The organism is Kitasatospora sp. NPDC048298 (assembly GCF_043201465.1).
Classification (GTDB): Bacteria; Actinomycetota; Actinomycetes; order Streptomycetales; family Streptomycetaceae; genus Kitasatospora.
The window spans coordinates 41,713-64,632 of sequence record NZ_JBICYZ010000040.1 but is presented as its reverse complement, the minus strand read 5'-3'; the positions used below and the strand labels follow the sequence as shown (position 1 = coordinate 64,632).

22 protein-coding genes are annotated in these 22,920 nt (G+C 73.7%); 12 read left to right on the top strand and 10 right to left on the bottom strand.

Annotated features, from left to right (window positions below; translation table 11 throughout):
* Positions 1-108 precede the first annotated feature (108 nt).
* A complete protein-coding gene (locus tag ACGF0D_RS26925; RefSeq protein ID WP_392869465.1) occupies positions 109-1,959 on the bottom strand; it encodes a regulator in 1,851 nt (616 codons plus the stop codon).
* A gap of 368 nt (positions 1,960-2,327) precedes the next feature.
* On the opposite strand from ACGF0D_RS26925, the gene ACGF0D_RS26920 reads away from it, so the two are divergent.
* The 7 genes from ACGF0D_RS26920 to ACGF0D_RS26890 all read left to right on the top strand — a co-directional run bounded on the left by ACGF0D_RS26920 (position 2,328) and on the right by ACGF0D_RS26890 (position 9,925).
* Positions 2,328-3,089, top strand: coding sequence for a 3-hydroxybutyrate dehydrogenase (locus ACGF0D_RS26920; RefSeq protein ID WP_392869466.1), 762 nt, complete (start codon positions 2,328-2,330; stop codon positions 3,087-3,089).
* 150 nt (positions 3,090-3,239) lie between these two features.
* Positions 3,240-4,649, top strand: a complete 1,410-nt coding sequence (locus ACGF0D_RS26915; RefSeq protein ID WP_392869468.1) for an MFS transporter — start codon at positions 3,240-3,242, stop codon at positions 4,647-4,649.
* A 67-nt stretch (positions 4,650-4,716) separates the two neighbouring features.
* Complete coding sequence (locus tag ACGF0D_RS26910) at positions 4,717-6,624, top strand: helix-turn-helix domain-containing protein (protein ID WP_392869470.1); 1,908 nt, start codon at positions 4,717-4,719, stop codon at positions 6,622-6,624.
* Between the two features lie 190 nt (positions 6,625-6,814).
* Positions 6,815-7,585 carry a lipoyl(octanoyl) transferase LipB gene (gene lipB / locus ACGF0D_RS26905; protein WP_392920508.1) on the top strand — a complete coding sequence of 257 codons (771 nt, stop codon included), beginning with the start codon at positions 6,815-6,817 and terminating at the stop codon, positions 7,583-7,585.
* Positions 7,586-7,746: 161 nt separating this feature from the next.
* Positions 7,747-8,700, top strand: a complete 954-nt coding sequence (gene lipA, locus ACGF0D_RS26900) for a lipoyl synthase (protein ID WP_360349931.1) — start codon at positions 7,747-7,749, stop codon at positions 8,698-8,700.
* Between the two features lie 208 nt (positions 8,701-8,908).
* Positions 8,909-9,097 carry a hypothetical protein gene (locus ACGF0D_RS26895; RefSeq protein ID WP_392869472.1) on the top strand — a complete coding sequence of 63 codons (189 nt, stop codon included), beginning with the start codon at positions 8,909-8,911 and terminating at the stop codon, positions 9,095-9,097.
* Between the two features lie 129 nt (positions 9,098-9,226).
* Positions 9,227-9,925 carry a DUF4191 domain-containing protein gene (locus tag ACGF0D_RS26890; RefSeq protein ID WP_392870081.1) on the top strand — a complete coding sequence of 233 codons (699 nt, stop codon included), beginning with the start codon at positions 9,227-9,229 and terminating at the stop codon, positions 9,923-9,925.
* A gap of 82 nt (positions 9,926-10,007) precedes the next feature.
* Here ACGF0D_RS26890 and ACGF0D_RS26885 read toward each other — a convergent pair whose 3' ends face one another.
* Entirely contained in the window at positions 10,008-10,475 is a 468-nt protein-coding gene (locus ACGF0D_RS26885) for an RDD family protein (protein WP_392869474.1), read from the bottom strand.
* A 285-nt stretch (positions 10,476-10,760) separates the two neighbouring features.
* Between ACGF0D_RS26885 and glnA the strand changes: the two genes are divergently transcribed.
* On the top strand, positions 10,761-12,173 hold the full coding sequence (gene glnA / locus ACGF0D_RS26880) for a type I glutamate--ammonia ligase (RefSeq protein WP_392869476.1): 1,413 nt from the start codon (positions 10,761-10,763) through the stop codon (positions 12,171-12,173).
* A 96-nt stretch (positions 12,174-12,269) separates the two neighbouring features.
* Here glnA and ACGF0D_RS26875 read toward each other — a convergent pair whose 3' ends face one another.
* The 4 genes from ACGF0D_RS26875 to ACGF0D_RS26860 form a co-directional block, all read right to left on the bottom strand.
* Positions 12,270-12,863, bottom strand: a complete 594-nt coding sequence (locus tag ACGF0D_RS26875) for a phosphatase PAP2 family protein (RefSeq protein WP_392920467.1) — start codon at positions 12,861-12,863, stop codon at positions 12,270-12,272.
* Positions 12,856-14,160 (bottom strand): diacylglycerol/lipid kinase family protein, encoded by a 1,305-nt coding sequence (locus ACGF0D_RS26870; RefSeq protein WP_392920464.1) that lies wholly within the window; start codon positions 14,158-14,160, stop codon positions 12,856-12,858. The genes ACGF0D_RS26875 and ACGF0D_RS26870 overlap by 8 nt, the downstream gene beginning before the upstream one ends.
* 226 nt (positions 14,161-14,386) lie before the next feature.
* Positions 14,387-15,484 (bottom strand): PP2C family protein-serine/threonine phosphatase, encoded by a 1,098-nt coding sequence (locus ACGF0D_RS26865; RefSeq protein ID WP_392920461.1) that lies wholly within the window; start codon positions 15,482-15,484, stop codon positions 14,387-14,389.
* Positions 15,485-15,672: 188 nt separating this feature from the next.
* On the bottom strand, positions 15,673-16,890 hold the full coding sequence (locus tag ACGF0D_RS26860) for a cytochrome P450 (RefSeq protein WP_392920458.1): 1,218 nt from the start codon (positions 16,888-16,890) through the stop codon (positions 15,673-15,675).
* 135 nt (positions 16,891-17,025) lie between these two features.
* Between ACGF0D_RS26860 and ACGF0D_RS26855 the strand changes: the two genes are divergently transcribed.
* Complete coding sequence (locus ACGF0D_RS26855; RefSeq protein ID WP_392920455.1) at positions 17,026-17,382, top strand: arsenate reductase family protein; 357 nt, start codon at positions 17,026-17,028, stop codon at positions 17,380-17,382.
* Positions 17,383-17,408: 26 nt separating this feature from the next.
* On the opposite strand, the gene ACGF0D_RS26850 is transcribed toward ACGF0D_RS26855, so the two are convergent.
* Positions 17,409-17,879, bottom strand: a complete 471-nt coding sequence (locus ACGF0D_RS26850; RefSeq protein WP_392869488.1) for a pyridoxamine 5'-phosphate oxidase family protein — start codon at positions 17,877-17,879, stop codon at positions 17,409-17,411.
* 146 nt (positions 17,880-18,025) lie between these two features.
* On the opposite strand from ACGF0D_RS26850, the gene ACGF0D_RS26845 reads away from it, so the two are divergent.
* Positions 18,026-18,574 carry a DUF1697 domain-containing protein gene (locus ACGF0D_RS26845; RefSeq protein WP_392869490.1) on the top strand — a complete coding sequence of 183 codons (549 nt, stop codon included), beginning with the start codon at positions 18,026-18,028 and terminating at the stop codon, positions 18,572-18,574.
* Between the two features lie 208 nt (positions 18,575-18,782).
* Positions 18,783-19,346, top strand: a complete 564-nt coding sequence (locus tag ACGF0D_RS26840) for an FHA domain-containing protein (RefSeq protein WP_392869492.1) — start codon at positions 18,783-18,785, stop codon at positions 19,344-19,346.
* Between the two features lie 69 nt (positions 19,347-19,415).
* On the opposite strand, the gene ACGF0D_RS26835 is transcribed toward ACGF0D_RS26840, so the two are convergent.
* Entirely contained in the window at positions 19,416-20,378 is a 963-nt protein-coding gene (locus tag ACGF0D_RS26835; protein WP_392920452.1) for a DUF1152 domain-containing protein, read from the bottom strand.
* A 71-nt stretch (positions 20,379-20,449) separates the two neighbouring features.
* Between ACGF0D_RS26835 and ACGF0D_RS26830 the strand changes: the two genes are divergently transcribed.
* Positions 20,450-21,043: a DUF6891 domain-containing protein gene (locus ACGF0D_RS26830; protein ID WP_392869495.1), complete on the top strand. Its 594-nt coding sequence runs from the start codon at positions 20,450-20,452 to the stop codon at positions 21,041-21,043.
* Positions 21,044-21,256: 213 nt separating this feature from the next.
* Here ACGF0D_RS26830 and ACGF0D_RS26825 read toward each other — a convergent pair whose 3' ends face one another.
* The gene (locus ACGF0D_RS26825) at positions 21,257-21,694 is read right to left on the bottom strand and encodes a hypothetical protein (RefSeq protein ID WP_392920450.1); all 438 of its coding nucleotides are present in this window, start codon (positions 21,692-21,694) and stop codon (positions 21,257-21,259) included.
* 238 nt (positions 21,695-21,932) lie between these two features.
* Positions 21,933-22,784: a hemerythrin domain-containing protein gene (locus ACGF0D_RS26820; RefSeq protein WP_392920447.1), complete on the bottom strand. Its 852-nt coding sequence runs from the start codon at positions 22,782-22,784 to the stop codon at positions 21,933-21,935.
* Positions 22,785-22,920 lie beyond the last annotated feature (136 nt).

Sequence of the window (22,920 nt, the reverse complement as noted above, 5' to 3'; positions counted from 1 at the left end):
CCTGGTCCGCGCGGAGGCACCGGACCGGGCCCGGCCTCCGTGCGCCGGGTGCGTGGGGCCCGTCCCCACGCACCCGGCTCCCGCCGGCCGGTCGGATCACTCCGCCGGTCAGATCACCCCCGCCTGCCGGGCCGTCTCCTCGAAGGCGCGGGCCACCGGGCTGCCGCGGTACGGGGTGAGGCGGCGGTGGAAGTCCCGGACGTACTCCAGCGAGCGGGCCGAGCGCATCTCCCCCGCCGCCCGCAGCGCGTCGGTGGCCATGGTGCAGGCCTCGTCGAGGTCCCCCATGCCGAGCCGGGCGGTGGCCAGCACCAGGCGGCAGAAGATCCGGCTGCGGGCGTAGGCGGGCGAGCGCAGCCGCAGCGACTTCTCGGCGTGCTGCGCGGCCGTCCGCCACTGCTGGAGGTCGCGGTAGCAGTGGGCGAACTCGTCGGAGAGCTGGGCCTCGTCGAAGTACCGCGCCCAGGAGGGCAGTTCGTCGCCGGTCCGGGCCGCGGCCAGCGAGCGCTCGGCGCGCACCAGGGCGGTGGTGCAGGACCTGACGTCGCCCAGCAGGCCGTGTCCGCGCGCCTCGGCGGCGTGCATCAGCGACTGGACCACCGGCGGCACGGCGGTGCCCACGCCCTGCTGGGCGACCCGGGCGAGCTGGACGGCCTCCCGGCCGTGGCCCAGGTGGACGGCCTGCTGGCTCATCGTCACCAGCACGTACCCGCCGAGCGCGCGGTCCCCGGCGGCCTGGGAGAGCCGCAGCGCCTGGACGAAGTAGCGCTGGGCGAGCCCGTGCGCGGCGATGTCGAAGGACGTCCAGCCGGCCAGCCTGGTGAGGTCGGCGACCGCGCCGAACAGGGCCCGGCCGATCTGCTCGCCGTAGCGGCCGCGCAGCATCGGCTCGGCCTCGCTCTCCAGGTAGCGGACCAGCGCCTGGCGGGCGTGGCCGCCGCCGTAGGCGTGGTCGAGCGCGCGGAAGAGGTCGCCGACGGCCCGGATGGCGGCGATGTCGCCGCGGCCGACCCGCAGGGTGGGGCGGGACTCGCGGGCCGGGTCGGTGTACGGCGGCTCGACGGCGACCGGCGGCCGGCGGCTCTGGATCGGCACCCGGCCGATGGTCGGGGCGGTGCCGGTGGTCCCGGCCGTGCTGCGGGCGGTGGGGGCGCCGGGCGCCGGGCCGCGCGCCGGGCTCCCGGGGGACGCGCCGGGCGCGCCCGGCGCCGGGGCGCCGGTGATGGCCGCGGAGGTGGCACTGCCGGCGGGCGGGCCGGCGGCGTCCGGCCGGGCCAGCGTGGAGCCGTCCCGGGCGACCCGCTCGTCGGTGCGGCCGATCAGCCAGTCCCGGCTGGGGACGACCAGGCCGGCCGGGGTGAAGGCGATCCGGCGCAGCTCGGACTGCGGGCCGTTGTCCTTGCGCCACATGCTCGCCACGATGTCCACCGCCTCCTGCGGCGTCTCGGCGAACTCCAGGCCCGCGTAGACCGGGGCGCAGGCGTCCAGGCCGAGGTCCTGGGCGGTGAGCCGGCGGCCGAGCCGGCGGGTGAAGACCTCGGCGATCAGCGCCGGGGTGGCCCCGCGCGGCTGCTGGCCGCGCAGCCAGCGGGTGACCGAGGTCTTGTCGTAACGCAGGTCGAGGCCGTGCTCCAGGCCGAGCTGGTCGACCCGGCGGGCGAGGCCGGCGTGCGAGAAGCCGGCCTCCTCGATCAGCGCCGCGAGCTGGCCGTTCTGCGGCGCCGGGCCGGAGTGGCCGGGGCCGCGAGCCGGGGCGGGCGCGACCGGGTTCTCGTGCCGGTCGGGTGTGGCCTGCACCGGCAGCCGAAGGTCGTCGGCGTCCGGGGCGTCGGCGGGCAGCGTCTCGGCGGTCAGGGCGTCGGGGGCGTCCGGAAGGGTCCGGCCGACCGGCCCTCGGCGCTGGCCGAGCGGGTCGAGCGGTCCGTACGCCGGGCTGTCGGTTGCAGGCCGTTGGGGCATGTCTGTCAACACCTCTCGGACGTCGCACCGGGCTTCACCAGCACTTCGGCGGCCTGGGGCGGCGCCCCCTGTCGGGAATCGGCGTGAATGTAGCGAGCATTCGGGCGCTATGGGTGGATCTGACCGAGCAATCCACCGAACGGGTGAAGCAAGCGCGCCCATTGTGGGGAAGCGGGCTCGGGATGGGTTTGGTCGTCCGGGGTCGAACCTTCGGCCGTTCCAGGGGCTTTCCCGAGGGCTTCCGCGGGGGTCGATCCGCCGTTCGGACCTCGCTCCGGTGTCATGGCGGACAGCACCACAGCCCAGCGGTGTGCTGTGGAGGTCTGCCACATGGGAGCGGGGCCGTCGGATTCCTACCGTTCTCGGCCATGGACACCTCTACTGCCCGCCCGCTCGCCGGCCGCACGGCCATGGTCACCGGGGCCGCCTCGGGCATCGGCCGGGCCTGCGCCGAGGCCTTCGCCGGGGCCGGAGCCCGGGTCTACGTCGTCGACCTCGCGGCCGGCCCGGCCGAGGAACTCGCCGAGCGGATCGGCGGCCGCGCGATCGTCGCCGACCTCGCCGACCCCGGAGCCGTGGACGCCCTGCCGGACGACGCCGACATCGTCGTCAACAACGCCGGTCTCCAGCACGTCGCGCCCGTGCACGAGTTCCCGCCGGACCGCTTCACGCTCATCCAGCGCGTCATGGTCGAGGCCCCGTTCCGCATCCTGCGCCGCACCCTGCCGCACATGTACGAGCAGGGGTGGGGGCGGGTCGTCAACGTCTCCTCCGTCCACGGCCTGCGCGCCAGCGCCTTCAAGTCCGCGTACGTCACCGCCAAGCACGCCCTGGAGGGTCTGAGCAAGACCGTCGCCCTGGAGGGCGCGCCGCACGGCGTCACCAGCAACTGCATCAACCCGGGCTACGTCCGAACCCCCCTGGTGGAGAAGCAGATCGCCGCCCAGGCGCTCGCCCACGGCATCCCCGAGGACGAGGTGGTCGAGCGGATCATGCTCGACCGCACCGCCGTGAAGCGCCTCATCGAACCCGAGGAGGTCGCCCAGCTCGCCCTCTGGCTCTGCTCCTCCTCCGCCTCCTACATCACCGGCGCCAGCCTCCCCGTCGACGGCGGCTGGACGGCGCACTGAGTGGGGACGCTCCGCGCCCCTACCGCCCGCTCATAGGGTAGAGCGGCACATTCGACCCCGGGACTGTGTGGACCACCCACATAGTCCCGGGGTCGGGCGCTTCCTACCTTGTGGCGACATCGACTCCCCCTGGTTCTGGAAGTGGTGGCCATGAACACCTCCGCGCGAGGTACGGCGGCGAGCAGCTCACTCCCGAAAGTGGTGGCTGCGAGCCTGATCGGCACGACGATCGAGTGGTACGACTACTTCCTGTACGGAACGGCGGCGGCGCTGGTGTTCGGGAAGCTGTTCTTCCCGCACAGCGATCCGCTGACCGGGACGCTGCTGTCCTTCCTGACCTATGCGATCGGGTTCGCGGCGCGGCCGATCGGGGCGCTGGTGTTCGGTCACTTCGGGGACCGGGTGGGGCGCAAGAAGCTGCTGGTGGTGAGCCTGCTGCTGATGGGCGGGTCGACCACGGCGATCGGGCTGCTGCCGACCTACGACTCGATCGGGGTCGCTGCGCCGGTGCTGCTGACGGCACTGCGGCTGGTGCAGGGCTTCGCGCTCGGCGGTGAGTGGGGCGGTGCCGTGCTGCTGGTGTCGGAGCACGGGGACCAGCGGCGGCGGGGGTTCTGGGCGTCCTGGCCACAGGGCGGGGCGCCGGCCGGGAACCTGCTGGCGGCCGGGGTGCTGTCGCTGATGACGGCGGTGCAGTCGGACGCGGCGTTCCTGGCGTGGGGCTGGCGGGTGCCGTTCCTGCTGTCGGCGGTGCTGGTCGCGGTCGGGATGTGGATCCGGCTCGCGGTGGACGAGTCGCCGCTGTTCAAGCAGGCGCTGGCGGCCCGGCAGCAGCGGCAGGCGGAGCGGCGGACGGCCGAACGGCTGCCGCTGGTGGAGGTGTTGCGCAACCACTGGCGGGAGGTGCTGGTGGCCATGGGCGCGCGGATGGCGGAGAACATCTCCTACTACGTGATGACGACCTTCGTGCTCACCTACGCCGTCACCCACGCCCACTTCTCCAAGCAGACCGCGCTGAACGCCGTCCTGATCGCCTCCGCGATCCAGTTCGCGCTGATCCCGCTGTTCGGCGCGCTGTCCGACCGGATCGGGCGCAAGCCGGTCTACCTGGTGGGCGCGGTCGGGGTGGGCGCCTGGGCCTTCGTCTTCTTCGGCATGGTCGACACCAGGTCCTTCGGCTCGCTGGTCACCGCCGTCACCGTCGGCCTGGTCTTCCACAGCGCCATGTACGCACCCCAGGCCGCCTTCTTCTCCGAGCTGTTCGCGACCCGGATGCGGTACTCGGGCGCCTCGATCGGGGCCCAGTTCTCCTCGGTGGCGGCCGGTGCCCCCGCGCCGCTGATCGCCACCGCGCTGCTCAAGGACTACGGCAGCTCCACCCCCATCGCCGTCTACGTCGCCATCGCGGCGGCGATCACCGTGCTGGCGGTGCTCTGCGGCCGGGAGACCAGGGGCCAGGACCTCACGGAGGTCGACGGGGAGGCCGCGGACGGCGCTCAGGCCGGGCCGGAGGGCCGGGAGGCCGGTGCCGGCGACCACGGGAAGCCCGCCGTCGCCTGAGGACCGAGCCGATACGATCGCGCTTTCTCGGAACCGACGGAACCGACGCCGATTGGCAGCACGCACCATGAACCACCCTCACGAAAGCGCCGCGCCCGCGCTGCGGCGGCTGCTCGACCTGCTCGCCTCCGGCGCCGCCACCGAGGACTTCGCCGACGTGCTGGCCGACGCCCGCCGCCGCGGGGCGCCGGCCGCCGTCCTCGCCGAGATCGACGACGCCACCTGGCAGGCCCTGCGGGTCCACCGCACCCTGCGTCAACACCGGCGCCGCGAAGCCGAGTTGACCGCCCTGTTCGACACCGCAGGAGACCTCGCCGCCTCCCGGGACCTGGACTCGGTGCTCCAGGCGATCGTCCGCCGGGCCCGGATGCTGCTCGGCACCGACACCGCCTACCTGACCCTGCCGGACGAGGCCGCGGGCGACACCTACATGCGGGTCACCGACGGCTCGGTCTCCGTCCTGTTCCAGACCCTGCGGCTCAGCCTCGGCGACGGCCTGGGCGGGCTGGTCGCGCAGACCGCCCGCCCGTACGCCACCCCCGACTACCGCAACGACGAGCGCTTCCACCACACCGGCACGATCGACGCGGGCGTGCTGGACGAGGGACTGGTGGCGATCATCGGGGTGCCGCTGCTGATCGGCGGGCAGGTCATCGGCGTCCTGTTCGCCGCCGACCGCACGCCGCGCGCCTTCTCCCCCGACGAGGTCGCGCTGCTCTGCTCGCTGGCCGCGCACGCCGCGATCGCCCTGGACACCGCCAAGTCGCTGGCCGACACCCGTGCCGCGCTCGCCGAGCTGAACGCCGCCAACGAGCTGGTCCGGGCCCACTCCGCCGCCGTGCAGCGCGCCGAGCAGGCGCACGACCGGCTCACCGACCTGGTGCTGCGCGGCGCCGAGGTGCCGGACGTCGCCGCCGCCGTCGCCGCCCTGCTGGGTGGGGAGATAGCGGTCCTGGACGCCGAGGGCGAGCCGCTGGCCGGACGCTCCGCACCCGCCGCCGAACTGGCGGAGGCGGTCGCCGCCTCCCGCGCCGAGGGCCGGTCCGTACGGCACGGCGAGCAGTGGGTCTGCGCGGTGCTGGCCGGGCACGACGCGCTCGGCACCATGGTGCTGCGCGGCCGGCCCGACCTCGACGACGCCGACCGGCGACTGTTCGAGCGGGCCAGCGTGGTCACCGCGCTGCTCCTGCTGCTGCGCCGCTCGGTCGCCGAGACCGAGAACCGGATCCGCGGCGAACTGCTCACCGACCTGCTGACCGCCCCCGAGCGCGACCCGGCCGGGCTCACCGCGCGCGGCCGCCGGCTCGGCGTCGACCTCGCCCGGCCGCACCTGGTGCTGGTCGCGGAACCGGCCGACGGGAAGGGCGACGACCGGGGACGGCTGGCCGGCGCGGCCCGGCGCTACCTGTTCGGCTCCCGCGGCGTCAGCGCCGAGCACGCCGAGACGGTGGTGCTGCTGGTGCCCGTCGAGACCGGCGGCACCGACCCCGAGGAGACCGCCCGGCAGGCCGCCGAGCGGCTGGCCCGGCTGGCCGGGTTCCCGGTCACCGTCGGCGCGGGCCGCCCGGCCGCCGGGCCGTCCGCGGTGGCCGCCTCGTACGGCGAGGGCCTGCGCTGCCTGCGGGCGCTGCGGGTGCTCGGCCGCGCCGGGGAGGGCGCCTCCGCCCGGGCGCTCGGCTTCCTCGGCGTGCTGCTCGGCGACGGCCACGACGTGGACGGCTTCGTCGGCGCGACGCTCGGCCCGCTGCTCGCGTACGACGCCCGGCGCGGCACCGAGCTGGTCCGCACCCTGCGCGCCTACTTCGACTGCGGCGGCAGCCTGACCAGGGCCAAGGACGAGCTGCACGTCCACGTGAACACGGTGGTCCAGCGGCTGGACCGGGTCGAGGCGCTGCTCGGGCGGGACTGGAACCAGCCGGAGCGGTCGCTGGAGCTGCAGCTCGCGCTGCGGTTGCAGCTGCTCGCGGCGAGTTGAGCGAGCGGGCGGACTGCTCGCGGCGAGTCGAGCGAGCGGGGAGGGAGCGCGGCGAGGGAGCGGGTACGGGGGTGGCGGCGGCTCGCGGGCGGCTGAGGGGTCCTCGCGGGCGGGGCGTACAGTGGCGAGGTTGGTCTCGAACGCCTGGCAAGGAGCGGTAGCGGTGAGCGAGAACGTGCGTTTTGTTCACATGGGCATCGGCGAGCGGACCGTGCCCTACCAGGAGGCCTGGGAGGAGCAGCAGCGGCTGCACGCCCTGCGGGTCGCCGACGAGATCCCCGACACCGTCCTGCTCCTGGAGCACCAGTCGGTGTACACCATGGGCAAGCGCACCAACCCCGCCGACCTGCCGCTGGACGGCACCCCGGTGGTCGAGGTCAACCGGGGCGGGGAGATCACCTGGCACGGCCCCGGCCAGCTGGTCGGCTACCCGATCGTCAAGCTGCCCGACCCGATCGACGTCATCGCCTACGTCCGCCGGCTGGAGGAGGCGCTGATCCGCACCGCCGGGGAGTTCGGCATCGACTCCACCCGGGTCGAGGGCCGCAGCGGGGTCTGGGTGCTGGGCGACTCCATCCCGGACGCCGTGGTGGATCCGGCGCAGGTGGTGGACATCGGCAAGCTGACCCTGCGGATGGGCCTGCCGCTGGGCATCGACCCGCGGCTGGCGGGCCCCGAGTACGCGCCCTCCAACGCCGGCCAGCGCGGTGACGACCGCAAGCTCGCCGCGATCGGCGTGCGGGTCGCCCGCGGGGTGACGATGCACGGCTTCGCGCTCAACTGCGACCCGGACATGACCTGGTTCGACAAGATCGTGCCGTGCGGCATCCGGGACGCGGGCGTGGCCTCGCTCAGCGGCGAGCTGAAGCGCGGGCTGAGCGCCGCCGAGGCGGCGCCGGCCGTCGAACGGCACCTGGCGGCCGTCCTCGCCGAGCTGCCGGAACCGGCGCTCGGCCGCTGAACCCTCCGCCCCGCCGGGGATCCGGCGAGATTCCCGGCGGCGCCGGGAATCTACCGGCCGGTAGCCATGTTGCCCTGCGATTGCAGGGCGGCAGGCCCGGCGAAGGCCGTACAACCACAGGCGTACCCTGGGGGTACCCCGTCTAGTTCTAGGAGTCGCACGTGTCCGCTGTCGCGCCCGACGGCAGGAAGCTTCTCCGCCTGGAGGTCCGCAACAGCGAGACCCCCATCGAGCGGAAGCCCGAGTGGATCAAGACCCGCGCGAAGATGGGCCCGGAGTACAACGCCCTCCAGTCGCTGGTGAAGAAGGAGGGGCTGCACACGGTCTGCCAGGAGGCCGGCTGCCCCAACATCTTCGAGTGCTGGGAGGACCGCGAGGCGACCTTCCTCATCGGCGGTGACCAGTGCACCCGCCGCTGCGACTTCTGCCAGATCGACACCGGCAAGCCCGCCGAGTTCGACCGCGACGAGCCGCGCCGGGTCGCCGAGTCCATCGTCACCATGGACCTCAACTACGCCACCATCACCGGCGTCGCCCGCGACGACCTGGAGGACGGCGGCGCCTGGCTGTACGCCGAGACCGTGCGCCAGGTGCACGCGATGACCGCCGGCCGCGAGGCCGGCCGCACCGGCGTCGAGCTGCTCATCCCCGACTTCAACGCGGTGCCCGAGCAGCTGGCCGAGGTCTTCTCCTCCCGCCCCGAGGTGCTCGCGCACAACGTCGAGACGGTGCCGCGGATCTTCAAGCGGATCCGCCCGGCGTTCCGCTACGAGCGCTCGCTGGACGTCATCACCCAGGCCCGCGCGGCCGGGCTGGTCACCAAGTCCAACCTGATCCTGGGCATGGGCGAGACCCGCGAGGAGGTCAGCCAGGCGCTGGCCGACCTGGTCGGCGCCGGCTGCGAGCTGATCACCATCACCCAGTACCTGCGCCCCTCGCTGCGCCACCACCCGGTCGAGCGCTGGGTGAAGCCGCAGGAGTTCGTCGAGCTCCAGGAGGAGGCCGAGGAGCTGGGCTTCGCGGGCGTCATGTCGGGCCCGCTGGTGCGGTCCTCGTACCGGGCCGGCCGGCTGTACCGGCAGGCGCTGGAGCGGCGCGAGCAGGCCGCGGTCTGACCACGCGCTGACGCCGGTCAACCGCGCGCTGACGCCGGCCTCGCGGTCCACCGACCGGTTCGAGCCATGGGAAGGGCGGAGCTTCGGCTCCGCCCTTTCGCCTTCACCACGCTTTGACGGCCTGGTCACGGGCTGGTAACACGGGGTGGGGACGCTGGACGCCTGATGGGCGTTCGATTCTTCTCAGCCACGGGAGGAGCTGTTCGGCATGCGGATGCGGATCCGGTCGGTGGGGGTGGCGCTGCGGTTCGCCGAAAGCGTCCTGCTGGCCCCCGGCCAGCGGCACGCGCGCCGCAACGCGTGGGCGGCGGTGTGCGAGGACCGCCGGCACGCGGCGGACCGCCGGCACGACCACGCGGCGGCGGAGACGGTGCCGACACGACCCGTTCGGCGGTAACGCTCCGGCACCGCCGGGACCGCCATCCCCACCCCGGCGTCGCTCTGCGCGACGGCGTGTGGGCGCGCGGGTCACGGTTGGGGCGAACGGGTACCCGGGCTTGGATATCCCGTACCCGTGCCACGTACCATGAGCGTTATGGCGAGGGAAACATCCGAGAACCCCGGGCGACTGAAGCAGATCCGCCTGGCGTACACCATGACCAAGAAGGTCGACACCAAGATCGGCCTGATCATCGCCGGCATCGGCCTGCTGACCTTCGGCGTGTTCCTCGCCATCGGCTTCGCGATCGAGCATCCCGTCTACCTGGGCGTCCTGGGCTTCATCGTGGCCGTGCTGGCCATGGCGATCGTCTTCGGGCGCCGGGCCGAGCGCGCCGCGTTCGGTCAGATGGAGGGGCAGCCGGGCGCCGTCGCCGCGGTGCTGAACAACATCCGGCGCGGCTGGAGCTCCAACACCACCCCGGTCGCGGTCACCCGTAACCAGGACGCGGTCTACCGCGCCGTGGGCCGGGCCGGCATCGCGCTGATCGGCGAGGGCAACCCGAACCGGGTCCGCCAGCTGCTGGCCTCCGAGAAGAAGAAGATGGCCCGCATCGTCGGCGACGTGCCGGTGCACGACATCGTGGTGGGCAACGGCGAGGGCGAGATCCCGCTGAAGAAGCTCCAGATCCACCTGATGCGCCTGCCCCGCGCGATCACCGCCGCCCAGGTCACCGAGACCAACGACCGCCTGCGCGCGCTGGGCGACCTGCTCTCCAAGGCGCCGATCCCCAAGGGCCCGATGCCGAAGGGCGCCCGGATGCCCAAGGGCGGCCAGGCCCGCTGACCCTCCCCCTCCCCTGACGACACGAGAACGGCCCCGCCGCGGAAGCTCCGCGGCGGGGCCGTTTCCACGTTCGTACAGCGGGCTAGACCCGGACCTCGACGGTGCCGACCGCCTTGTCGTGCAGGCCGCGGGTGTCGCGGTCCCAGACCAGCGGCGGCACCACCAGGCAGAGCAGCAGGGTGCGCAGCAGGACCTGCGGGATGGTCGCGCGGCGGCCGTCCAGGCGGACCACCCGGAGGCCGAACAGCCGCTTGCCGACCGTCGTGCCGGTGGTGGACAGCAGCAGCGACACGACCAGGAAGTACAGCGGGCTGGTCCACAGGTTGGCCTCGGCCTGGTCACCGCGGGCGAGCAGCCCGTACGCGATCAGGGAGACCAGCCAGCCGTCCACGAACAGGGCCCCGATCCGGCGGCCGGGGCCGGCGATCGAGCCGGAGCCCTCCTTGGGCAGCCCGAGGCGTTCGCCGCGGTAGCCGAAGTCGGCGCCCATCTTCTCGGCGGCCGCCCGGGGGCCGTCGATCCACGATCCCAACGCTTCTCTGGTGTCCACGAATCCACACTAACCGGGCTGACGGCCCGCTCCGCCACCGGCTCCCCTCCCCGCCGGGCATCACCCCCGACCGGGTGAATCGTCGTTCCGGGGCTTTCCCGGCAGTTTTCGAATGGTCCAGACCACTTACGGAAGGGTGCCCAGCTGGGCGGGGTGATTTGTACCGTCCCGTACGCCTTTGCCATGCGCCCGGCGACCGTGGTTAACATCTAGGAAACGAGCGGGTCACCGAGTGGAAACGGCCCATTCCTATGGTGAGCCCAATTCGCACGCCGAGGAGGATGGATGTTCAACAACGCCGCCGAAGTGAAGCAGTTCATCCAGGACAACGACGTGAAGTTCGTCGACGTCCGCTTCTGTGACCTGCCGGGCGTCTTGCAGCACTTCTCCGTACCTGCGGCGACCTTCGACCCGTCCGAGATCCTGATGTTCGACGGCTCGTCGATCCGCGGTTTCCAGGCCATCCACGAGTCCGACATGGCCCTGGTCCCGGACCTCGCCACGGCCCGCCTCGACCCCTTCCGGGCCGAGAAGCACCTCAACATCAACTTCTTCATCCAGGACCCGGTCACCGGCGAGGCGTACAGCCGCGACCCGCGCAACGTCGCCAGGAAGGCCGAGGCCTACCTCGCCTCCTCCGGCATCGCCGACACCGCCTACTTCGGGCCCGAGGCCGAGTTCTACGTCTTCGACTCGGTCCGCTTCGAGACCAGCGCCAACGCGTCCTTCTACCACATCGACTCGGAGGCCGGCGCCTGGAACAGCGGCGCCGCCGAGGGCGACGTGCGCGGCTACAAGGTCAAGTACAAGGGCGGGTACTTCCCCGTCCCGCCGGTCGACCACTTCGCCGACCTGCGCGCCGAGATGTCGCTGGAACTCGCCAAGGCCGGACTGGAGGTCGAGCGCCAGCACCACGAGGTCGGCACCGCCGGCCAGGCCGAGATCAACTACAAGTTCAACACCCTGCTGCACGCCGCCGACGACCTGATGCTGTTCAAGTACATCATCAAGAACGTCGCCTGGCGCAACGGCAAGACCGCCACCTTCATGCCGAAGCCGATCTTCGGCGACAACGGCTCGGGCATGCACGTCCACCAGTCCCTGTGGGCCGAGGGCACCCCGCTCTTCTACGACGAGCAGGGCTACGCCGGGCTCTCCGACACCGCCCGCTACTACATCGGCGGCCTGCTGCGGCACGCCCCCTCGCTGCTGGCCTTCACCAACCCCTCGGTGAACTCCTACCACCGCCTGGTGCCGGGCTTCGAGGCGCCGGTCAACCTGGTCTACTCCCAGCGCAACCGCTCCGCCGCGATCCGCATCCCGATCACCGGCTCCAACGCCAAGGCCAAGCGCATCGAGTTCCGCGCCCCCGACCCGGCCTCCAACCCCTACCTGGCCTTCGCCGCCATGCTGATGGCCGGCCTCGACGGCATCCGCAACAAGATCGAGCCCCTGGAGCCGGTCGACAAGGACCTCTACGAGCTGGCCCCCGAGGAGCACGCCAACGTCCCCCAGGTGCCCTCCTCCCTCCCCGCCGTCCTGGAGGCCCTCGAAGCCGACCACGAGTACCTCCTCGCCGGCAACGTCTTCACCCCGGACCTCATCGAGACCTGGATCGACTACAAGCGCACCAACGAGATCGCCCCGATCGCCCTCCGCCCCCACCCGCACGAGTTCGAGCTCTACTACGACCTGTAGAGGGCCGTCCGGCCCGCGGGAGCGGAGAGGGACCGGTGCCGTTCGGCGCCGGTCCCTTTCGGGCTTTGTGGGGTCGGGGCGAGGGGGGCGGCCCGGTCAGGTTGGGAGGCGCGGCGGCGCGGCGCGGACGACGGCGAGGGAGGCGACGGCGGCCGCGAAGCCGAGGAGGGCGCCGGCCGCGACGTCGCCCGGGTAGTGCACGCCGGTGTGGACCCGGGAGTAGCCGACCGCGGCCGCCACCGCGCCGAGCGGGACCGCCATCGGCGGCAGCAGCACGCCGACCGCGGTGGCGAAGGCCGTCGCCGAGGCCATGTGACCGGACGGGAAGGAGGCCGACTCGGGCATCGGCACCTGCCGGCCGACCACCACCCGGGCTTGCTCCCGGTCGGGCCGGGGGCGGCGGACCAACTGCTTGCCGACCAGGTTCGCCGTCACCGAGGCCAGCGCCACCGCGCCGACCCCGGCCACCGCCGCCTGCCGGGGGCGGCCGGGGGCAAGGGCGAGGAGCGCGGCGACGGCCAGCGAGATCTTCGAGTGGTCGGCGGCCCGGGAGAGGCGGCGCAGCGCGGAGTCCAGGGCCGGGGTGGGGGTGCCGGCGACGGCCGCGTAGACGGCTCCGTCGAGCGTCCGCAGGTCGGTGAGCACGGCCTGCGGGGCGGGCGGGGCCGCGTGGTGCTTCGGATCAGTCACGGGTCGGCCCCTCGGTGGTCGGCCCCTCGGTGGTCGGGTCGGAGCGGCCATGGGAGCCGGGGAGGCCGCGGCCGAGCGCGAGGTCGGCCAGCCGGTGCCAGTTCACGGGCGGCGCGGAGGCGGGGACGCCCGGGCGGTCGCGCGGCACCAGGACCCGCAGCACCCGCGGGCGCAGGGTGCACACGACCGGTACGGGCATCCGCAGCGCCTCGCCGTCGACCGCCACCGGGATCTCGCCCCCGTCCGCGGTCACCTCGACCCGCCGGGCGGTCAGCGCTCTCAGCCCGGTGGAGCGGCTGCCGCGCACGACCACGTCCGCGGCCTCGGTCACGCCCTCCACCCGGATGCCGAGCACGCCGAGTTCGCCGCCGTCGAGCCGGGGGCGGCGGTCGCCGATGCCGAGGCCCTCGGTCGAGCCGTACGGGTTGTTGCTGACCAGCAGCGCCTGCTCGCCGGTGAGCACGGTGGCGTCGGCCCGGACGTCGATGCGCGGCACGCCCTCGCCGACCAGTAGCTGGGGCAGCAACGCCAGCACCGTTCCGACCTTGTCCTCCCGGTACTCGGGGCGCTGCACGATGTCGGCGTACACCCCGAAGGAGACGGTGTTGACGAAGGCCCGGCCCGAGACCTCTCCGAGGTCGACCCGCAGTTCCTCGCCGTCGGTCAGCGCGTCCAGGGCGCGGGACGGGTCCGTCCGGTCGAGGCCGAGGTCCAGGGCGAAGTGGTTGCGGGTGCCGGCGGGGAGCACCAGGAACGGCAGGTCGTGCTCGGCGGCGACGGCCGCGACCGGCGCCAGGCTGCCGTCGCCGCCCGCCACGCCGAGCAGGTCCGCGCCCTCGGCCACGGCCGTACGGGCGAGCGCGACGGGATCGGTGGGGGCGGTGCGGTCGAACAGGACCACCCGGGCGCCGAGTTCCTCCGCCCGCTCGACCAGTCCGAAGCGGCCGACCTTCCCGCCGCCGGACTTCGGGTTCATGATCAGGACCGGCCGCTGCGGACGGGGCGCGGCAACCGCCTGCATCGGCGGTTCCGGAGTGGCCCTGCGCAGTGCCGCGCGGGCGAGGACCAGCGCGGCTCCCCAGCACAGGACGAGGACCAGGGCGGTCAGCCACAGCCGGTGGTGGGCGAAGAGCACCAGCACCGCGACCGGCGCCGCGATCGCGACGAGCAGCCCGAACACCCGGACCGCGCCCCGGTAGGCCAGGAACCACCAGATGCCGGCGGCCCAGACGACCAGTCCGAGCAGCCCCGCGGCGACCACCAGCAGTCCGCCCTCCCCCAGCGCGAACAGCAGCATCCCGATTGCCCCCGCCGCCGCCAGCAGGGCGCCGCGCGCCAGCAGCCGCGCGCCGGCTCCCCCGCCGGTGTCCGCCGTCCGTGTCCCGTCGATCTCGTCCTCCCGTGCCGTGCCCTCGGGGCCCGGCCGGGCCCGGTGGTTGCCAGCAGCCTGCGCACTCCCGCGCCCGGGGGCATCCCGGCGGACCCGTCCGGGTGACGGGGGGAGGAACGGGGAGAGGCCTCGCCTACGGGGCGTCCGGGGTGAGGGCGAGGACGGCGAGGTCGTCGGCGAGGAGGCCGGCGTAGCGGTGGACGTCCTGGGCCAGGAAGGAGACCACCCGGTCGGGGGCGGTGCTGCCGAGGGCGGCGAGGCGGGGGGCCAGCGGGTAGAAGGCGCCCGTGGTGTCGCGGGCCTCGCTGACGCCGTCGGTGTAGAGCAGGACGGTGTGGCCCGGGGGCAGCGCGACGGCGATCGCCTTGCTGCGCTCGTCGGCGGGGCCGAGGTGGCCGAGGCCGAGCGGGAGCTCGTCGGCGCAGGACACCGGGGATATGCCGCCTCCGCCGAGGAGCAGCGGCCTGGTGTGGCCGCGGTTGACGATCTCCACGCAGTCCGAGCCGGGCCGGTACTGGAGCAGGACGGCGGTGACGAACAGCTCGTCGTCGCCGCGGTCGGCGGCGGCGCGCAGCACCGCCCGGTCCAGCTGGTCGGCCAGTTCGACCAGCCCGGGGGTGTCGTACGCGGCCGCCCGGAAGGCGCCGAGGACGTCGGCGACGGTGCGGACGGCGCCCAGGCCCTTGCCGCGGACGTCGCCGAGCAGCACCCGCGCGCCGAAGCGGGTGTCGCACACCTCGTACAGGTCGCCGCCGACCAGCACGTCGGCCTGGGCCGGGCGGTAGAGGCCGGACAGCCGCAGCCCGCCGGTCCGCTCGGGCACCGGGCGCAGCACGGTGCGCTGCAGGGTCTCGGCGACCGTGCGGGCCTGGATCAGGTTGCGGTTCTGCCGGGTGCGCTGCCAGGACAGCGCGGTGCCCATGACGCCGGAGACCAGGGTGGTGATGTAGACCCAGACGTGGTGCTGCTCGGAGATGTGCTCCATGCGCAGCGCCAGGAGGAGCTGGAGGGCCAGCGAGCCGACCGTGGTGACGGCGGTCAGCACAGGGCCGTAGCTGAACGCGGCCACCACGGGCAGCGCGGTCAGCAGGAAGCCGGCGGCGACGGCCTGCGGGACGACGGCCTCGGCGATCAGGTCCAGCACCAGCAGGATCGCCGGCAGCCAGGGCACCCACCGCGGCACCTCGGGCTGCGGCGCCGCGGGGCGCGGCGGGCGGGGTGCTGTGGGCACGGTGGGGACCTCCTGGCAGGTGGCCGTTCCGGGTGATCGGTCCGGATTGGCCGCTTTCATCCCCCATGATCTCCCACGAACGACCCCGCCACGAACGGCCGAACGTCCCGGCCGCCGGGGCCGGAGGAGCTCGTTCCGGTCCCGGCGTCCGCTGGTCGGCGCACCCTCAGCGCACCCTCAGCGGACGGTCACCGGACGGTCACCGGCAGGGTCTCGAAGCCGCGCAGCACCAGGCGGTCGCGCCGGGTGGGGACGCCACCGGGGGCGAGCCGGGGGAAGCGGTCGAGCAGCGCGGGCACCGCGACCTCGGCCTCCAGCCGGGCCAGCTGGGAGCCCAGGCAGAAGTGGGCGCCGCCGCCGAAGCTGAGCGGCTGGCTGTCGGTGCGGGTCGGGTCGAAGACCTCGGAGCGCTCGTACCGGGCCGGGTCGCGGTTGGCCGAGCCGACCAGCAGGGTCACCCCGTGGCCGGGCGGGATCGGCACACCCTCGATGACCAGGTCCTCCCCCAGCGCGACCCGGCCGCTGACCTGGACCGGCGAGTCGAAGCGCAACACCTCGTCGGTGAACCCGGCCGGGGTGATCGCGCCGCTGCGCAGCCCGGCGACCGCCTCGGGGTGGTGGAACAGCAGGTTCAGGCCGTTGCCGAGCAGGTTGGTGGTGGTCTCGAAGCCGGCCACCAGCAGCAGGACCAGGTTGGCCAGCAGCTCCTCGGCGGAGAGCCGCTCGTCGTCGGCGGCGGCGATCCGGGCCAGGTCGGTGACCAGGTCGTCCTGCGGACGGGCCAGGCGCTCGACGGCCAGCTCGGTGAAGTAGCGGGTCAGCTCGTCGGCGGCGCTGTCGGCGTCGGTCAGTTCGTCCAGGTCCTGGACGAACTCCAGGGCGACGGTCAGGTCGGAGGCGAGGCCGCGGAAGCGGTAGCGGTCCTGCTCGGGCACGCCGAGCAGCTCGCAGATCACCCCGACCGGCAGCCGGAAGGCGAAGGCGTCCATGAAGTCCACCGGCGAGCCGTCGGCGCCCTGCTCGGCCATCTCGTCCAGCAGCCGGTCGACCGCCGCCACCACGGCCGGGCGCAGCGCGGCGACCCTGCGGGCGGTGAACACGGAGGCGATCAGCGAGCGGACCCGGGGCTGGTCGGGGGCGTTGCGCTGGAGGATCGAGCGGCCGAACAGGTCGAGCGAGGAGTGCTCGGTGTAGCCGGGGGTCAGGTCGGCCAGCAGCTCGGCGGTCGCGACGCCGAAGGCGGGCATGCGCAGGATCTTGTTGGCCGCGGCGTAGCCGCTCACCATGAACATGCCGTCCCCGATCGGGGCCACCGGCCCCAGCTCGCGGGCCTTGGCGTACAGCGGGTACGGGTCGCTCCTGCCCTCCGTGGTCATCAACTGCTCGATGATCGCCGCGCCGCCCATCCGGTGCTCCCCTCCGCGAGGTCATGCTTCCTGCATGGTCAACCGCCGGTGGGCGCAGTGGAGTTCCCGTACGGGACGGGCCGGGCGAGCGCGGCGGGACGGGCCGGGCGAGCGCGGCTCGGTAGGGTGGCCGGCATGGAGATCTGGATCAACCCCCGGTGCGGCAAGTGCCGGACCGCGCTCGGCGAGCTGGACGGCGCCGGGGTCGAGTACACCGTGCGGCGCTACCTGGAGGACCCGCCCACCGCGGCCGAGCTGGTGCGGGTGCTGGAGCGCCTGGGCCTGGAGCCGTGGGACATCACCCGCACCGACGAGCAGGCCGCCAAGGACCTGGGGATGAAGGACTGGCCCCGGGAGGCGGGTGAGCGGGACCGCTGGATCGCGGCGATGGCCGAGCACCCGATCCTGATCCAGCGCCCGATCATCACCGCGGACGACGGTCACGCCGTCGTGGCCCGCACCCCCGAGGCCCTCAGGTCCGTCCTGCCGTAGGGCGGTTGCCGGCGGACCGGCGCCGGTCAGTGGCGCTGGATCCGCTCCACCGGCCGGCCCGGGTGCCAGTTGTGGACGAGCAGGTGGTCGCCCTCCACGGTGGTGTGCACCACCTGGTCGAGCTCCAGCCGGAACGCGTGGAACGGGGTGGGCGGCGGCTCGGGCAGATCGGCGGCGAAGGCGGCGAGTTCGGTCTCGTCGGCGACCTCCACCGCCCGGCCGGACACCTTGGAGTCCCCGCCGGCCATGGTCTCGTCCCCCGGGTGCGCGTGCAGCGCGAAACGGGCGTCGCGCTGGAGGTCACGCGCCTTGACCGCGCCGTACATCGACCCGATCCACAGGTCGGCGCCGACGAAGTCGACCTCCGTTCCGCTCACCCGGGGCGATCCGTCCTTGCGCAGTGTCGCCAGGACGTGGTGCTTGTTCGCCTCGAACCGGGCCCGGACCAGCGGCGCCAGATCGGGGGCCTCGTGCTCGAAATCCTGCCAGGTAGCCATGGCGCCAGTCTGGCACCCGGCACCGACGGCCGCCGTCCGCGGACCGCCCGGACGGGCGCGCGGGGGAGAGCGCGGGGGAGAGCGGGCAGGAGCGGACGGACCGGGGGCGCCGGACCGTTGTCGGTGGCCGGTGCCAGACTGGCGGGGTGACCACCACGACCACGTACATCGCCTTCCTGCGCGCCATCAACGTCGCCGGCCGGACGGTGCGGATGGAGCGGCTGCGGGGGCTCTTCGCCGAGCTCGGGCTGGGCGGCGTCCGCTCCTACATCCAGAGCGGCAACGTCTTCTTCACCACCGACGAGCAGGACCGCGCGGCGCTGACCGGACGGATCGAGGAGCGCCTGGAGGAGGCGCTCGGGTACCCGGTGCCGGTGCTGCTGCGGACGGTGGACGAGGTGGCCGGCCTGCTCGCCGCCGAGCCGTTCCGGGGCGTCGAGGTGACGCCGGACGTCCGGCTGGTCGTCGCCTTCCTCTCCGAGCCGCTGCCGGCCGACCTCGCCCTCCCCCACCGCTCGCCGAAGGGCGACGTCGAGGTGCTCGGCGCCGATCCGGGGGCCGCGTACGTCGTGATCCACCTCCAGGACGGCAAGTGGGTCACCAAGGACATGTTCGGCAAGGCCTACCGGGGCGCGGTCACCTCCCGGTTCCTGCACACCACCGAGAAGATCCTGGCCGCCGCCCGCAAGGGCTGACGACCCGTACGGCCGCCCCGAACCGGCCGGCACGGCACGGCACCGGGGAACGGGTCGTACGGCACCCGGGAGCGGGGCCGGCCGCACGCCCCGAGCGCGCGGAACCGCCCGACGGGAAAGGGCGTCTGGACTGCCGTGACGTACGAACCCCGCGCCCGGGCACGGCGCGATCTGGACAGCCGGAGTCGGCCGCGCCGAGAATTCGGCCATGACGCCTCCTGAACTCCCCACCGGCGCGGGCGGGCCGACCGGCGCGGTCCGCCCCTCCGACGCCGAGCGGGAGCAGGCACTCGGGGTGCTGCGGGACGGCGCGGGCAGCGGGCGGCTCTCGCACGACACCTTCCTCGGCCGGATGGACATCGTCCTGCAGGCCACCAGCCGCGGCGAGTTGGACGCGGCGGTGGCCGGGCTGCCGACCGGCGGACCGGTCGAGCGCTTCGTGCTGCGCACGGTCGGGCGGGTGTCCGCCTTCGGCGACCGGATGGGCCGGGCCTGGCGCACCGAGCGGCTGCCCGGGCTGAGCCTGCCCCAGGCCGGGGCCGGGCAGTTGACGATCGGCCGGCTCCCGGGCTCGGGGCTGCGGCTGCACGACGCCTCGGTGTCCCGGAACCACGCGAAGCTGCGGCACGAGCAGGGCGGCTGGGTGCTGTACGACCTCGGCTCGACCAACGGCACCCACGTGAACGGGCGCCGGATAGCGGGCGGCGTACGGGTCCACCCGGGCGACCAGGTGCGGTTCGGGAACCTGGAGTTCCGGCTCGTCGCGTTCTGACCGACCCACCGACCCGCGCTCCCCCACCCGCCGACCCGTGCTCCGGACCGGCCCCGCCGCCGCCCCGCGTCAGTGCGGGAACTGCCGGGGCGGCCGCTGCCGGGGCAGCTCGTCCTGGAACTCCGCGATGACGGTGGCGATCTGACGGGTCACCACGGTGCGTTCCAGCCGGTCCAGGTACCGGTGCTCGGCGGCCAGCGCCTCGACCGTGACGCCGAAGTAGAGCGTCATCAGCGGATTGACGAAGAGCTGCTCGCCCTTGGTCCGGTCGGTGAAGCGGACGTCGCCGAACTCGCCGCGCAGCGCGGCCGCCACCGAGCCGTTGACGATGCTGGGATGCTCCGGGAAGGCGGCCCGGGCGTGCTCGACGGCGTCCAGGTAGAGCACCCCCTCCCGGCTGTCGCGCGGGATGGAGAAGGCGCCGAGGTAGCCGCCGGCCCGGTCGATCGCGGCGAGGTTCTCCAGCACCAGGGAGTGGTTGACGCCGTGGTGGGCGTCGACGCCGAAGCCGAGGCAGGCGACCAGCCGCTCGGGCACCTCGGTCAGGCCGGCCACGGCGCCCAGACTCGCCATGTCCTCCTCCGGGGTGCCGAGTCCGACCTCGTCGCCGCGCATCAGGATGTCGGTGCCGCCGTCCACCAGCAGGATCGCGTCCACGCCGAGGCGGCCGACCAGCGCACGGTAGGCCTCGCGCAGCGGCTGCACGCCCACCGTCGGGAAGGCCCACACGGTGTCGGGCATCCCGTGCCGGTTCAGCCAGCGGGCGAGGGTGCGCTCCGGGAAGTAGCCCTCGGGGGCGGCGGTGTCCGGTCCGATCCGGGCCACGTCGGGCTCCGCCCAGACGTCGAGGGGCAGGCCGTAGAGGTGGGTGAAGGAGAGGTTGGCCAGGTGCACCTCCTTGCCGGCGGCCCGCAGGGCGAGGGCGATCGGCAGCCCGGCGTACACGTCGAAGCCTCCGCCGGCTCCGGCGACCAGGACGCGCTCGGCGGCCAGCAGCCGGGTGATCAGCGGCGGTTGCAGCAGAGAAGTCACCGGGCGGACGGTAGCAGGGCGACCGCGCCGGCCGCCCTCGGATTGTCAGTGGCGGGTGCGAGGATGCGGACATGACCGAGGAGACGGTTCTCACCCCCGACGTGCTGCGCGACGCCCAGGAGCGGGCCCGCGAGTTGATCCGGTGCGGCTTCCAGGAGCCGGACGAGATAGCCGAGTCCCTGGTCGACTTCCTCGACGACCAGGGGCTGACGCAGGAGGAGGCGGAGCGGATCGTCGCTCCGCTGTGGACCGAGCGGCTGGCCGAGCAGGCGGCCTGGCCGGAGACCACCGAGGTGGACCGACTGGCGGACGCCTTCGACGCTCTGGAGGACCAGGGCATCGTCGCGGCGATGGACTTCACCTGCTGCGCGGGCTGCGGCTACGCGGAGATCGGCGGCGAGGCCGCGGCGGACTCGGTCGGCTTCGTCTTCTTCCACCAGCAGGACACCGAGGCGGCGGCCGCCGGGCGGGGGCTGATGCTGCGTTACGGCGGCTTCCGCCCCGAGGAGGAGAGCACCGCGGCCTCGGAGTGCCGGACGCTGGAGGTCGGGCGGGCGGTGGTCGCCGCGCTGGAGGCGGTCGGGCTTCCGGTGGAGTGGGACGGCTCGCCGCACACGGCGATCCGGGTCGCCCCGCTGGAGTGGCTCAACCGCCTGCCGGATTAGGGCCTGTCTCTTGGATTTTGTCGGATCAGGCCGCGGCGTTGGGGTGCGTGCATCGCAAGGCGGAGGAGGGAGCCACTGCGGAGCATTGGCGACCGACGACAACGCGGCGAGGTGCGTGCCTCGGCGTCGCGGACCCGGCAAGGATCCAAGAGACAGGCCCTGGGCGCCGGGGAGCGCTTTGCCGGTGTCGGGAGCCTGCGGTCGAGGCCGGGGTCAGTCCCGCTCGACGTGCAGCTCGGCGTAGTGGTCGGCCTTGTTCACCTTGCGCAGGGTGATCCTGACGCTGTTGACGGAGGTCTCGGAGTCCATGGCGGCGGTCTTCTTCCGGTCGCCGATGGTCACCTCGGCCGAGTTGTCGGTGATGTGGCCGACAGTCATCTCCATCGGGTTGTCGCCGCCGAAGACCTTGACGGTCTTGGTGCCGTCGGCCTTGTCGGTCTTGATGCCGACGGTGCACTTGTGGTCGTCCAGGCAGAGGGCCACGCCGCCCTCGCAGGCGGTCAGTCCGGCGCCGAGCACCAGGACGGCGCCGGCGGCGAGGAACGCGGGGCCGCGCCGGGAGCGGGCACGGGACCGAGTCCCGAAGTGAGCCCGGAAACCTGTCCGGGGGCGGGGGCGGTGCGGGTCGGGCGTGCTGCGCGCTGTGGTCATGCCGTCGACGGTAGGGCGGCGGGCGCGGCCCGCCATCGACCGCCGGCGTGACGCCTTCCCTGGCACGGCCCGGAACGTCCGGGGCGCCTGGACCCCGAGGGCGATGGGTCGAATCCCCTAGGGGGCATGGGGAGTTGAGGTGTCACCCGATTCCCGACGGCTTCTGGCATATGCCGGAGGCCCGTTCCGGAGGCTCATGCCACGCGCGTAGATCAACGGCCCGCGAAAGCTCCCCGGGTCAGTCGGTGACGCTCCCCAGGCCGACACTCCCGACGCTCCCGACACTCCCGACACTCCCGACACCGCCGACCCCCGCGACGCCGCCGACCGGACCGTCTGCCGGCCCCCACAGCGGCGAGGTGCAGCGCTGGTAGGTCGCGTGCCAGTGCGGCCAGTTGCGGGCCACGTCGTCGTCGCACTCGGCCAGCAGCCGCTCGACCAGCGCGGGCTCCACACCCTCCAGCAACCAGACCAGCGCGTCCGCGACGCCCGGGCCGTCGGCCAGGCGCAGCAGGTCCAGCAGCTCGCCCAGCCCGCCGAGCCGGGAGCCCTCGGCGACCACCCGCTCCATCCGGGGCAGCAGCTGCCGCTCCTCGATCCGCAGGTGGGTCTCCAGCCGGGCGGCCAGGTCCTCCATCGCGTACGCGACCGGCCAGGCGCTGCCGGTGTCCCGGCTGGCTATCCGCACCAGCGTGGTGACCCGGGTGAAGGAGTGGTCCAGGTTGTGGTGGTCGTCCTCCAGCCAGTTGAGCAGCAGCCGCAGCTCGGGCGCGAAGCGGCGCACGATCGGCCAGAGCCGGGTGTCCTGCTGCTCGTGGTGGCAGGTGAGCATCGCGGTGACGAAGTTCCAGTGCCGCAGCAGCGCCTCGCCCTTGTCGTCCTCGTCGGGCTGGAGCAGTCGCAGCGCGTTGGGCAGCCGGGCGAGGTCCCGGCGCAGTGCGGCGTGCACCAGGCGCAGCCCGGCGAACCGCAGGGTGGCCGGTTCCTCGTCCGCGGCCCGTCCGTACGCGTCCGCACCCAGTGGGACGGCTCCGGACTGGCCCTGCGCGGGCACGGTGGGGACGGGCTGGGGCACCAGGTGGATCGGCATGGCACTCTCTTCACGGCTTGGGGCACGGCGGGTGGTGGCGGCCGGTGGAGGACCGCCCCAGCCAAGGTGCTGGCAGTCGATCAGAAGCGAATCAATGTCCGATTGACGCGCAGGTCACGGGCCTGTGGACGAGCCT

Coding starts and splice junctions, on each gene's coding strand:
- ACGF0D_RS26890 (WP_392870081.1), top strand. CDS start 9,227: ATGAGCGTTATGGCGAGGGAAACATCCGAGAACCCCGGGCGACTGAAG.
- ACGF0D_RS26925 (WP_392869465.1), bottom strand. CDS start 1,959: ATGCCCCAACGGCCTGCAACCGACAGCCCGGCGTACGGACCGCTCGAC.
- ACGF0D_RS26860 (WP_392920458.1), bottom strand. CDS start 16,890: ATGGGCGGCGCGGCGATCATCGAGCAGTTGATGACCACGGAGGGCAGG.
- ACGF0D_RS26825 (WP_392920450.1), bottom strand. CDS start 21,694: ATGACCACAGCGCGCAGCACGCCCGACCCGCACCGCCCCCGCCCCCGG.
- ACGF0D_RS26920 (WP_392869466.1), top strand. CDS start 2,328: ATGGACACCTCTACTGCCCGCCCGCTCGCCGGCCGCACGGCCATGGTC.
- ACGF0D_RS26850 (WP_392869488.1), bottom strand. CDS start 17,879: ATGGCTACCTGGCAGGATTTCGAGCACGAGGCCCCCGATCTGGCGCCG.
- ACGF0D_RS26895 (WP_392869472.1), top strand. CDS start 8,909: ATGCGGATGCGGATCCGGTCGGTGGGGGTGGCGCTGCGGTTCGCCGAA.
- ACGF0D_RS26855 (WP_392920455.1), top strand. CDS start 17,026: ATGGAGATCTGGATCAACCCCCGGTGCGGCAAGTGCCGGACCGCGCTC.
- ACGF0D_RS26870 (WP_392920464.1), bottom strand. CDS start 14,160: ATGCTGCTGTTCGCGCTGGGGGAGGGCGGACTGCTGGTGGTCGCCGCG.
- ACGF0D_RS26915 (WP_392869468.1), top strand. CDS start 3,240: ATGAACACCTCCGCGCGAGGTACGGCGGCGAGCAGCTCACTCCCGAAA.
- ACGF0D_RS26840 (WP_392869492.1), top strand. CDS start 18,783: ATGACGCCTCCTGAACTCCCCACCGGCGCGGGCGGGCCGACCGGCGCG.
- ACGF0D_RS26830 (WP_392869495.1), top strand. CDS start 20,450: ATGACCGAGGAGACGGTTCTCACCCCCGACGTGCTGCGCGACGCCCAG.
- ACGF0D_RS26910 (WP_392869470.1), top strand. CDS start 4,717: ATGAACCACCCTCACGAAAGCGCCGCGCCCGCGCTGCGGCGGCTGCTC.
- glnA (WP_392869476.1), top strand. CDS start 10,761: ATGTTCAACAACGCCGCCGAAGTGAAGCAGTTCATCCAGGACAACGAC.
- ACGF0D_RS26820 (WP_392920447.1), bottom strand. CDS start 22,784: ATGCCGATCCACCTGGTGCCCCAGCCCGTCCCCACCGTGCCCGCGCAG.
- lipB (WP_392920508.1), top strand. CDS start 6,815: ATGGGCATCGGCGAGCGGACCGTGCCCTACCAGGAGGCCTGGGAGGAG.